Source organism: Clostridium sp. LS (genome assembly GCF_002760435.1).
GTDB lineage: Bacteria > Bacillota > Clostridia > Clostridiales > Clostridiaceae > Clostridium.
This window is the reverse complement of the sequence record NZ_AUUU01000007.1, coordinates 50,689-62,708: the sequence shown is the minus strand read 5'-3', so window position 1 is coordinate 62,708 and position 12,020 is coordinate 50,689. Positions and strand designations below refer to the sequence as shown.

Annotated in this window: 12 protein-coding genes; 8 read left to right on the top strand and 4 right to left on the bottom strand. The window is 28.8% G+C overall.

What is annotated here, in order from left to right; genetic code table 11:
* The first annotated feature begins 514 nt into the window (after positions 1-514).
* Together COL3_RS01885 and COL3_RS01880 are read left to right on the top strand one after the other, a co-directional pair.
* Positions 515-1,411 (top strand): GNAT family N-acetyltransferase, encoded by an 897-nt coding sequence (locus COL3_RS01885; RefSeq protein ID WP_008422603.1) that lies wholly within the window; start codon positions 515-517, stop codon positions 1,409-1,411.
* A 50-nt stretch (positions 1,412-1,461) separates the two neighbouring features.
* Positions 1,462-1,746, top strand: coding sequence for a hypothetical protein (locus tag COL3_RS01880; protein WP_008422605.1), 285 nt, complete (start codon positions 1,462-1,464; stop codon positions 1,744-1,746).
* Between the two features lie 719 nt (positions 1,747-2,465).
* Here COL3_RS01880 and COL3_RS01870 read toward each other — a convergent pair.
* Positions 2,466-2,783, bottom strand: coding sequence for a hypothetical protein (locus tag COL3_RS01870; protein WP_008422610.1), 318 nt, complete (start codon positions 2,781-2,783; stop codon positions 2,466-2,468).
* A 158-nt stretch (positions 2,784-2,941) separates the two neighbouring features.
* Between COL3_RS01870 and COL3_RS28510 the strand changes: the two genes are divergently transcribed.
* The 3 genes from COL3_RS28510 to COL3_RS01860 all read left to right on the top strand — a co-directional run bounded on the left by COL3_RS28510 (position 2,942) and on the right by COL3_RS01860 (position 4,903).
* A complete protein-coding gene (locus tag COL3_RS28510; RefSeq protein ID WP_180277912.1) occupies positions 2,942-3,097 on the top strand; it encodes a hypothetical protein in 156 nt (51 codons plus the stop codon).
* Between the two features lie 329 nt (positions 3,098-3,426).
* Positions 3,427-4,347: a helix-turn-helix domain-containing GNAT family N-acetyltransferase gene (locus COL3_RS01865; protein ID WP_008422613.1), complete on the top strand. Its 921-nt coding sequence runs from the start codon at positions 3,427-3,429 to the stop codon at positions 4,345-4,347.
* 67 nt (positions 4,348-4,414) lie between these two features.
* Complete coding sequence (locus COL3_RS01860; protein WP_008422615.1) at positions 4,415-4,903, top strand: GNAT family N-acetyltransferase; 489 nt, start codon at positions 4,415-4,417, stop codon at positions 4,901-4,903.
* A 341-nt stretch (positions 4,904-5,244) separates the two neighbouring features.
* Here the strand turns inward: COL3_RS01860 and COL3_RS01855 are convergent, their stop codons facing one another.
* Positions 5,245-6,390: an epoxide hydrolase family protein gene (locus tag COL3_RS01855; protein ID WP_008422617.1), complete on the bottom strand. Its 1,146-nt coding sequence runs from the start codon at positions 6,388-6,390 to the stop codon at positions 5,245-5,247.
* Positions 6,391-6,525: 135 nt separating this feature from the next.
* Here COL3_RS01855 and COL3_RS01850 point away from each other — a divergent pair, with 135 nt between their 5' ends.
* Positions 6,526-7,380: an AraC family transcriptional regulator gene (locus tag COL3_RS01850; RefSeq protein WP_008422619.1), complete on the top strand. Its 855-nt coding sequence runs from the start codon at positions 6,526-6,528 to the stop codon at positions 7,378-7,380.
* An 84-nt stretch (positions 7,381-7,464) separates the two neighbouring features.
* On the opposite strand, the gene COL3_RS01845 is transcribed toward COL3_RS01850, so the two are convergent.
* A complete protein-coding gene (locus tag COL3_RS01845) occupies positions 7,465-7,749 on the bottom strand; it encodes a hypothetical protein (protein ID WP_099716540.1) in 285 nt (94 codons plus the stop codon).
* Between the two features lie 123 nt (positions 7,750-7,872).
* Between COL3_RS01845 and COL3_RS01840 the strand changes: the two genes are divergently transcribed.
* Both COL3_RS01840 and COL3_RS01835 read left to right on the top strand, forming a co-directional pair.
* The gene (locus tag COL3_RS01840; protein ID WP_008422623.1) at positions 7,873-8,241 is read left to right on the top strand and encodes an alpha/beta hydrolase; all 369 of its coding nucleotides are present in this window, start codon (positions 7,873-7,875) and stop codon (positions 8,239-8,241) included.
* A 247-nt stretch (positions 8,242-8,488) separates the two neighbouring features.
* Positions 8,489-10,351 carry a J domain-containing protein gene (locus COL3_RS01835; RefSeq protein ID WP_008422625.1) on the top strand — a complete coding sequence of 621 codons (1,863 nt, stop codon included), beginning with the start codon at positions 8,489-8,491 and terminating at the stop codon, positions 10,349-10,351.
* Positions 10,352-10,586: 235 nt separating this feature from the next.
* On the opposite strand, the gene COL3_RS01830 is transcribed toward COL3_RS01835, so the two are convergent.
* Positions 10,587-11,675, bottom strand: a complete 1,089-nt coding sequence (locus COL3_RS01830) for a leucine-rich repeat domain-containing protein (RefSeq protein WP_008422627.1) — start codon at positions 11,673-11,675, stop codon at positions 10,587-10,589.
* Between the last annotated feature and the right edge of the window lie 345 nt (positions 11,676-12,020).

The window sequence follows — 12,020 nt, the reverse complement described above, 5'->3', positions numbered from 1 at the left end:
AGCATAATTAACCACTATATATAAGTATGCACATTTTTGTAACATAGTATAAAAATGATACTTAAGAAAGGTTATAATAAAATTGCTCTTAATGCAATACCTGCAGATAAAATAGCTGATGGTAGTTTTCCTAATAGGCAATTTAAAAATGGAGTAGTAGTTCGTTAAGTGAAACAAAAACTGGCTGCAAAAAAATCAAGCAGTCAGTTTTTTGATGTTAGATTATTATTAAGCTATTCATAGTAAAACCATGGTATTTAAGAAATTGAATTTGTGTTTTTTTGTTTTGCAATATGTAGAATTTGCGAAGTAGTGTTTAAAATATTGTTCTTTGAAAATTGAATAATGGGATGTTTACAAAATATGCTATAATCGATTCGTAATAGTAAATAATTGTGTAGTAGACAAATTATAATTTCTCGGTGCATACCCATTTTTGCAAGTCGCCTTGACAAAAAAATAAAAACGATATAATATAGTTGATAATATCAATTAATTAATTTGGAGGCGTGGTATGAATAAAGAGGAAATGATTAGAAAAGAGATAAGATTAATTGTGAGGGAATTGGGTTTATTAAATTACAATTGCTTTAATTCAGGCTTGACACTTGCACAAGCACACATATTAAACTACCTAAGGCAAAACGGAAAGACTCCTTTTAATGAATTGTTGATAAACCTGGGTATTGATAAGGCTTCACTTAGTAGAATAGTTAGTAATATGGAAGCAAAAAATTACTTAGAATTGAAAAAGTCTGAAAATGATAAGAGAATGAAAGATATTCACCTTTTACCATTGGGTTTGACAACTATTAATGATGGGGATTATAAAGCAAATACATTTATGAATGAAATTTTAGATTTAGGAGATAGCGAGGATATAGACAATATTGTTAGGACATTTAAAGTATTTCGTATTCTTGCATTAAAAAACAATCTTAGAAAGAATGATTCTAGAATTTTGATTGAAAAAATTTCGGAAAATTATATGGATGATGCAATAAAATTAGCAACAGAAGTATTTACTAATGAGCAGGGTATCCCAGCAGAATTAATTGCAATTGATGCTAATTTAAAACCAATCTGGTGGTGTGCAAGAGTAGGTGAAGATGTTATTGGGGTTGTTGCAACATGGAAAGAAAAAGATAGATGGAAATGGGGAAGATTTGCTATTGATAAGAGACTGCGAGGTTTAGGTCTTGGTCAAAAAATGGCTATCCATTCATTAAAAGAGATTTTTAGACAATATACGGACGAGTTATATATTGAAGCAAGAGAAGTAACTGTAAATATGCTAATAAAATTTGGATGTAAAGTTATTGGAGAAACAGAAGAATTTTATGGCGAGCCCATAACACCAATATTTTTAAATAAAGAATTGTTTGATGAACATTTGAAAAGTTATATCTAACGTATAAAATTATTGGAAATAGAATCAAAATAAGAATAGAGGTGTTTTATATGAAAACAGAAAAAATTATACTTACTCTTGTTTTAGTTGTTATTTGTATTTTGATAACACAGATTTTTCTAGCTATGGCAGTTCTCATGCTTTGTGAAAATACTAATAGCAGAATAGAAATTATTGCATACGTGTCAAGTTTGGCTCCTGGAATTATATTAGGTTTATTTTTAGGTAACTTATTTGAATTACTCACCGGAAGAAGTTTTAGAGAAATGTATTACAGATTCTATTCTTTTGATAAAACTAATAATTTTGATAATGATAATAAAAATGTAGATTAAAATTCAATTAAATTTAAGATATATAAATGTGCTTTATTAATGTAGTGATATAGATATTAATTAGTTAGATGAATTCAAATTTATCGTTGAGATAATTCGTAATGTTTTTATATCATGAATCAATAAAAATAAATAGCAAATTGTAAAATCGTATTATTCAAGATTGAGTTTACGATTTTTTTAATGCGTAATTACTAAAATATGGTGCTACTATTAATGTCGAGAGAAGATGTAGAATCAGCGTATTAATGAAAATTAAAGGATAGTAAAAATATAAAAGGGACTATAAAAGTGCCTTTTAGGAGAATGTCAAATGAACATCATTATATATTATAAATTTGTAACCTTTTTCAAGAGGTATTAAAGTATTTACGGTAGAGTTAGCTGGAATTGGTATAATCTGTTGTATTATTGCATTAGACTTGTTGTATGGTTTTATTGGAGTCAAGAATAATTAGTAAACCGTCATTATAAGTAGACATATTTTGAACAGAATAAGGAATATTAGGTGATAAGCCTAAATCTTTCATTGTATAAAAACCTTGTGAGTATGTTTTAGCTTCAGCCATAGTGGAGAGGGAATTTAAATTAAATGATAAAACTAGGAGAGTACAAAATATAGCAATAAATTTTCTCATAAGATTCACAGCCTTTCATAATTTGCCACAAGTATTAAAGCACGAATATTTTATTATTTGAATTTAAGGAAAATATATTCCCTAAGAGAATGATAGTTGACCACTACCTGCTATTATAATCTTATAATCAGATTGCATAGGATTTAAAACATATTGTAATGAATTTGGTTGAAAACGGATGGATTGTTCCAATACAAGATCATTATTAAGTATAGTAATAAAAGCTTTACCACCAGCAACATTTTGAACTCTGTACGGAACATTTGGGAGTAATTTTAAATCATTTATACTATAAATTCCTTCAGAAAAAGTTTGTTTTGTTTCGGCTAATGAAGAAATTGGATTTAGATTAAAGGCTAAAAGCACAAAAATAGAAAATATAAGAATGAATTTTTTCATTACTATTATTACCACCTTTCATAATCAGTTTACAGGTATTAAATCATTCAAGATTTATTATCTGAAATTTAAGAAAAATATATTCAAGTTATATGTAATAAAATTAGTACGCGCGATGCTAATAACAAGTGAGATGATTTGATGTTTGATTATATAAGTTGCAATTTAAGATATACACAACTGAAAACGGAAAAGGTGATAAAAAATACTTAAATATATTTAAAATAGTCTTCTATTTAGTAAAAGAGTATTTGAGCTTTAAAAAAGAATTAAACAAGCCATTAGATGAATTAGCAGGAATAGGTAATGCATAACTACAAATGGACGTAGAATTATAACATTCACTGTAGACTTGATCTTGATAGAAAATGTCCCCTAAATTTTATATATAAATATTACTATATAGAACTTAGTAATTAATTTTAAACATTAAATTAATTGATAAAAGCAAGTAATTTAATTGACAAAAGCAACTAAAATTATTATAATTCTCTTAAGCAGTGAATCCAAATCTTTGATTTGGTGTGAATCGGTTAAGCAGACATCTCGAATCTATGATTTGATGATGGTCGCTTACTCTGTGAGTATCCAGCGAACGAATGTGAGTCGGATTTCCTTATAAATACTAGGAGGCATACTTGATATGAATAAAAATAAAGTTAGTAGTATTAGAAGTTTTAATCGTTATTATACAAATATATTAGGTCTGTTAGACCAGCATATTCTAGAAAGTGATTTATCATTATCAGAAGTACGCGTTTTACACGAAATTGAAAAAACTGAGCAATGCACATCAAGAATGTTGGTAGAGATCTTATGTATGGATGCAGGATATTTAAGTAGAATATTAAAAAAGTTTTATAAAATGGGTCTATTGATGAAAGAAAAATCTCCTGAAGATGGCCGTGCACAATATTTATATCTTACCTCGGAGGGAAAAGAAAAAATGGAGGAATTAAATATTAGTTCAGATGAACAAATTGCTCAAATCATAAAGCCATTAACAGAAATTGATAAAAACTGTTTAGTTCAGAATATGACGGCAATAGAAACTATTTTAACGAATGGTGCAAATATTAAATTAGAGGATATCACTATTCGTACAGATGTGCGTCCTGGAGATTTAGGGTATATTACGCATATGCATGGATGGATTTATGGAGAAGAATATGGATATTCTACTGCTTTTGAAGGATATGTAGCTGAATCCTTTCATAAGTTTTTACTTAATTACAATCCCGACAATGATCGTTTATGGTGTGCTAAGCATAATGGGAACATAATAGGCTGCATTGGCATTGTAGGCCACGGTGAACGTGCACAACTTAGATGGTTTTTGATTGACCCTCATTATCGTAGGATTGGTCTTGGTAAGAAATTATTGCAGGAAGCCCTTGATTTTGCAAAAGTGAAAAACTACAATAGTGTTTATTTGGATACAACAAATGATTTGGATAAAGCAATCAATATGTATAAGAAAGCTGGTTTTGCGAAGAAATCAGAGAAAGTAAATAATTCTTGGAGAGAAGGTCTGATTGAACTTGAATTCGAAATGCAGCTTTAATATGTGATTTTAAATTACAACTTGAGGTCAAATATTATAGTTAGTAGCTTAGAAAGGAATTTAGAATATGCAAATAGAAATTAAACTTGCTTATGACAATAATAAAGAAATTAAAGAATTATTTTTTGAATATACAGAAATGCTTGTTAAAAACAATCCAAATGTTGCAAAATACTTAAAACTGCAAAATTATGATTCTGAAGTTGAGCATTTGACGGATAAATATGGATTACCTGAGGGAAGATTATATATAGTAAAAGTTGAGAATCAAGTTGCTGGATGTATTGGTTTAAGAAAAATAAATGATGAAAACTGCGAAGTAAAAAGATTATATGTTAGACCAGAATTCCGTGGACATAAGCTTGCAATTAAGCTAATAGAAAGAATTATTGATGATGCCAAAAGTATTGGTTATAAAAGTATGCTTCTTGATACCTTGCCTTTTTTAGAAGAGGCTATACACTTATATAAGAAATTAGGATTTTATGAAATTGAATCCTATAATAATAATCCAATGGATACTTTAATTTACATGAAATTAGATTTGATCGGATAAATCTGGCTACATGGAAGTATTGGTTATTGTATAAAATTTAACGAGATATAAAAAGTTCTCTTTTATAGTTTGTTTATTTGTAATATACATGATTTAATAAAATTTGCGGTATTTTTGTGTACAATATTAAAAACTGATGCAGAATTACAACATTTACTTAGATAGAAAATGTTTTTATAGTAAGTATAAAAAAGTATGCTAAGTTGTTTATTTAGCATACTTTATTTATGGAAAAGTTGTTGTAAAACCTTTGCGATTTTTATTATTTCACCCTTTAAGTAAACCTGTTACTATTAATTAGGCTTATTTAATCGTTATATATAAATATTTCCTTTTGTCTTTTATCTATAAGATCTAAAGAATTCCCGAATTTCTTCAGCTAAATGCTTAGGATCTTCCATAGCAGTAAAATGTCCACCTCTAGGCATTGCAGTAAAGCGAGTGACATTTAAATTGCGCATAGCCCATTCTTTTGGTGGTAACAATACATCAGCAGGGAAGAGGGCTATACCTGTTGGCACCTCTATACGTCCTAGTGGAGGCAAAGAATGAATGTTTTCATAATATATATGAGCTGATGAACCTATAGTATTTGTAACCCAATAGATCATTATATTAGTGAGAAGTTCATCCTCGCTAAAGCTTTTACTTAGGTCACCGTTACAATCACTCCATCCACGAAATTTTTCAACAATCCAAGCAGCCAAGCCTACTGGTGAATCAGAAAGTCCATATGCAAGAGTCTGTGGTTTTGTGGATTGAATAGACATATAACCTCCCTCTTTTGAAATCCAATCAGAAGCAGTTTTCTTGTAATTTAGCTCCTCTTCTGAAAGTCCTTCCTTATCTTGTGAGGTCATGAGATCTCTAATTATACCGATATCTGTTAAATGTATTCCTATTAGAAGTTCTGGATGGTTTAATGCCAGATATCTTGTAACCCCTGAACCAATATCTCCACCTGCAGCAGCGAATTTACTGTAGCCAAGTTTTTCAGTCATAAGTTTTGCCCAAAGCTCAGAAACACGATAGTTGTTGATACCACCATGTTTAGGCTTACTAGAGAAGCCAAAGCCAGGTAGTGAAGGTACAATTACATCAAAAGAATCTTCAGGTCTTCCGCCATAACTTTCAGGATCAGTAAGGAGAGGGATAATCTTTTTATAGCGAAGGTAACTATCAGGCCATCCATGAGTAAGGATAATTGGCATTGGATTAGGACCTTTACCTTTCTCGTGTATAAAGTGAATATCTATCCCATCTACATTACAGTGAAACTGAGAAAAATGGTTTAATTCTCTTTCGTGTGAGCGCCAATCATATTGTTCTTTCCAATAGGAAATAAGAGACTTTAAATAATTTATTTCAGTACCCCGTTCCCAACCTGAGCCTTCTAACTGATAAGGCCAGCGGATGTGCTCCAGTCTATATTTTAAATCATCAAGTACTTCATCAGAAATTTGGATGTTAAAGCGTTCAATAGACATAAAAATTCTCCTTTCAAATAAGCCATTCATGATAACTTTTATTCATTTATTAATATCAGTTTAGCATTATAAAATTATGATACAATGTTATAAATGAAGCTTTTAACTATACTATTTGTCATTGGAGGAATCTTTATGCCGCAAATGGATCGCTACAAGAATAGAAATGTATATATTGAATTTATTGCAAATGAAAATTTTATAAATTTCCCTTATGAGGAAAGGTTAACTATAACTTTTATTACGAGCGGAAGCATTAATTTACAATTGAATGACCGCCCGGTAAAAATTATTGCCCCTAGTATTCTTTGTTTATCTAAGGATGATAAAATAGAAGTTATTGAAAAACACAATGTAGCTTCACAGTCATTTTGTTTTCACCCTGATTTTTTTAATACGGCTCATTTTTCTGAAACTAAGGGCTATCTGTCAACTAACTTAAAAATAGATATGGGTCTTTCTCTTTTTAAAAAAGACAACACTAATACTGGCGTATATGCTGAGGATGAGAAAGTTTATCCTAAATTATATGAGTGGTTCTTTGTTATGGGAACAGAAGTATATGCACAGAGCGATTCTCTTTGGGTTTGTAGAATAAAGAAGTATTTAATACAAATACTAGGGGTGCTTGAAGAACTAAATCACCATAGCGAAAAATCGCCTGTTAATTTAGTTCTGGAATATATACATATAAACTATTCTGATAAAATAAAATTAGAAGATTTAACAAGATGTGCTCATTTGAATCGTGTGTCATTAAATAAAAAATTTCAGGATTTATATGGATGTACAGCAATGGGGTACTTACTAGCATATCGATTAAAAGTTGCGGAGAGTCTTTTAACCCATACAGATATGAGTTTAAATGAAATTGCACGTGCTACTGGCTTTGAATATGATACTTATTTCATAAAGCAATTTACAGCAAAAAGAGGTATGACTCCAACAGAATTTCGAAATGCCTCACGGGAGTTTGGAAATTGCCAATAATAAATTTTAATCTTGCAAATGTAGTATTTTGCTTCTAAGCAAAAAATTCACGACATTTCTTTCATGAATTTTTTAATAATTAATTTAGTTCTCAATTGCCGATTTTAATCCTGAAATCATAAAAGGAAGAACTTCTTCAACTAATAGAGAAGTATCTTTTAAGCTATCTTTACTATGCCAACGTTTAGTAGCGCAATATATGCCGCTGCTAATCATAACAGTAATTAATTCTAATTTATCTTTTTCATTGTTTGGAAAAGTTTTGCTATTCATTAACATGCTTAGTACTATATCTTGCAATTTAAGTTGAACTTTGATATCAATTAATACAGCTGCAGATTTATATAGTCTAGTATGGTTATTACCCATAGATTGATGATAGTCGCACATAGTAAGTGTTAAAACTTATTTGTTTATCATTTTTTTCAGATTTTACTACCATTTTTTTAACCTTTCCCAATTAACTTGTATTTATTTTTAAGAGAGCGCGGATTGCTTTCAGATTTACCAATACCTAGAATAACCTCTTGGCTTACAGAAAAAGATTTAGATGTTTATACAGAGACATTTAATAAAACAGGTTTTCGTGGTGGATTGAATTATTATCGTAATTTAGACAGGAATAGGGAATTATTAAGCTGTTTTTATGGAGTGAAAGTAACAATTCCAGCTTTATTTATGATAGGAGACAGTGATGTTGGTTTAAGCATTCCAGGAATGGAACAAATAATTTGTGAGATGAAGAACCTTGTTCCAAACCTTCGTCAAACTACATTTCTTAAAGATTGCGGACATTGGGCACAGCAAGAAAAAGCGGAAGAGGTAAGTACAGCGATAATTTCATTTATGATAAGTCTTTAATATTAATATTTAAAGTAAAATAAAATGATTTTTTTATTTTTATTTGCAGTTACATTTGTCATAATCATAGAAAATGTAATTTGGTTATGACGTGCAGTTTTGTTTTCTTTGCTCTTAACCTTATTATTCGCCATATGGTCATTTAATTTAAAAGTAACTGAGAGTATATGTAAAATAAGTTCTTAATTTGTGGTAAAATATAGCTATACTTTAAAATATTAGATAAATTGAGGAGTTACTATTACTTATGAATTGGTGGGATATATTAGAGATACCTTATGATAGCGATATAAAAACAATAAAAAAAGCATATTCAAAATTGCTTAAAATAAATAATCCAGAAGATAACCCCAAAAGCTACCAAAGGCTTAGAGAAGCATACGATGCAGCGATAAAATATGTAAAGAAAAATAATAAAAATCAAGGAAATCAAGAAAAAATAAATAATAATCTAGATAAAAATATTATCAATGAAGTGGACGTATGTGAGGTCAAGGATTATATATCTGAGAGTTATATAAATAAAGATAAACAAATTATTTTTAAGCCTGAATTAGATATTAATGAAAACTGTCATAATGCTAAATTGGCAAAAGTTAATTTATATAATCAAATAACGCAGTTTTTAAATAGATTAAAGGATATATATCACGATCTGTCTTTAAGATCAGATCCTGAAGTGTGGGAAGAATTATTAAACTCAGCTGTAATCTGGAATGTAGAAGCTTTTCCCATTATAGAAGAAGAGATTTTTAATTTTTTAACAAAGCATAAATATTTACCAGCCGAAGTATGGTTAAAGCTAAACAATAATTTTACATGGAGCCAAAATGAAATAAAATTATATAATAAATATTCTGCCTTTATTGTTGATGAATTTTTTGAAAATCTTAAGAAACCTAGTAAGCTTAGATATGATTATATAAAGTCAATAAACCCAGAAATTGCAGATGAGTATTTATATGAAAGAGAGCAGGCAGAAAAAGCCTTAAAGGCCAAAAAGTATGCAAATGCATATAACCATTTAAAAAAGGCAAATTCTTTATTTGAAGGTGATGCTGAATTATCAAGATTAAAGGGAGATTATCATTATGATTTTGAACACTTAGAAACAGCATATGATTATTATAAATCAGCTTTTGAAATAAATAATAATGATCTAAGCAGTGCATTGCATATAGGAATTATTTTAGTTTCATTCAAAGAATTTGGTGAGGCTATACCATATTTAAAGAAGTACTTATTTTATAGTAATAATAATGATAAATTGGCATTAAGGCACCTTGCTTATTGTTATTATTATAATAATGATTTAATCTCGGCAAGGGAGAATTTTCAAAAACTGCTATACTTTGATGAGAATAATAAAACAATAAAAAAATATTTAAAAAATATAGAAGCTCAATTGGCAGGAAAGCATGTTAGAAAAATATTATTTGATAAAGACACTCTTGTTAGAGAGGAAGTAGCAAAAGAGAAGAATGTAGTAAAAAAATCAACTATAAAAGAGAGAATTCGTGTTAATAAGACTTTAATTATTAAACAACTAAGTAAAATCATAATTTTATATGTTATGTTTTATGGATTAAGTCATTTAACTATATTTAAGAATCCATCTAATTATAATAATACTAAAAGTAATATAACCTATGAAAACAAAAGCAAAGAAAATAAAAATGATGAAAATAAAAATAAAGAAGCTTTAAAAAATTTTGAAAAGTCAATTTTAGATCCTAAGAATAATTATAATATAGGAATGGATTTAAATAATGTTAAGGCGACAAAGTATTATAAAATATCACAGCCATTTGAAAATAGAAGTATATTTTCAGATATAGAATTAGAGGAAAAAGGATTACGTGATAAAGTTGAAAGTCAATTGCATGTTGGTTCTACAAAAGTAAATGTAGTGATTTTTGCAGATCCTAAGTGTAGCGATAAAACTATTGATGAAAATGGTAAGTATATGATACATGGTGTTATTTGCCCTATAGACGAAGAAATAGTAAATAAGATTATGAACGAGCTTGCTCCAGATTATCAAGGATTCGATTGGATTTCAAATGGATTTATTGATGCATCCCAAACAGCAATAAATTCAAAGAAATAATGGGTGAAGCAAAGTAATCTTTACCATTTTGATTCACTATTTGTATAAATTTGATATAGGAAATATTAGGGTTGAAGGGTGTTAGGAGAATTGAGTTTGTAAAAGTATCCCTGAAGAATAAATTAAAATATCCCAGTAATGCGTATGCAATTGATTACTGGGATTTTTTATGCATTAAATATTAGAAATCAGGGACCAAAACTTTTATATAAAACTATTTTGTTACTGTTTATAATTAAGAAGCTACTATGATTTGGCTTGCGCTTACACCAGAATTAACTAAAAGCTGTTTTGTTGCTTCACTCTTTACATAAATTTTGACATTTATGCAGCCTTCAAATAGATTAGTTACTATTACCTTGTTAAAAGGACCATTCATATGAGTTTCTATATTTTGAACACTATTTGGAATAGTTATACTAGTTAGCCTAGTACAATGTTTGAATGCCCCTATGCCTATGTTTGTTACTCCATCAGGGAGTGTTAGGCTTGTCAAATTAGTGCAATAGTAAAAGGCTTCGCTACCTATAGTTGTTACACCAGTAGGAATTACTATGTTTTTTAAACTCATACAGCCTGCAAAGGTACTTTCACCTATACTTGTTAAAGTATTTGGTAGTGTTATATTTGTTAATTTAACACAGCAATCAAATGTATCGTTACCTAAAAATGTTATACCATTTTCTAATGTTACATTTGTTAAATTGATACACCTAAGAAATATACCATCACCCATTTTTGTTACACTACTTGGAATTGTTATATTTGTTAAACTTCTGCAATCAGCAAATGCGTGGGAAAGAATGGATTTTACACTGTTTGGTATTGTTATGTTTGTTAAATAGTTACAACCATCAAATGCACCAACGCCTATGGTTGTTACTGTATTTGGAATTGTCACACTTGTTATTTTATGAGATTCAAATGCAAAAGAACCTATACCTGTTACTGTAATATTATCAATTTTGTCTGGTATATTTATACTGCTTTCAGAGCCTAAATATGCTACTATTTTACCTGTTTGTTTGCAAAAAGCCCAATTCCCATTTATTGTGACATTTGTGAATTGTCCATCACTATTTAGTCCATCTTCTTTGTCGAAAAATACTTTGTCAGCATTATTCATCATATAGCCATCTGATCCAAAATAATACAAACTTCCATCGATTACTCTCCAGCCAATAGACCATGAATTCCCTTCTGTATACCACCAACCCTTATTATTTTGCTTCCATTCTGCACTTGCAGCTATAGGATTTAGTGCTAAGAATGATGAAATTACTAGTGTAGCAGCTAATAATTTTGTTAATTTTAATTTTTTCATATCTTCCTCCCATATTTATACTATATTTCAATATAAATTAACAACGTATAATATTTTAACATTATTACAAATAATTATCTACATTTATTTTAATATTTACCTTGGTTAGCATATATTATTAAAAAATATATCAAAAAAGTTACAAAAGAAATTCAACATCATAAGATTGAATAAACAAATTAGAGTTTAACATATTTTAAATTAATATGTAATTATTACAATTAATAGGAAAGTATAGTATAATCTAATTTGTAAATTAATTATATTAAAATGATAGAAATGAATAAAACTCAATAGTTAAATTTGGATTTGTATCACGTTAATACTAAACTTAGGTATGTTTTA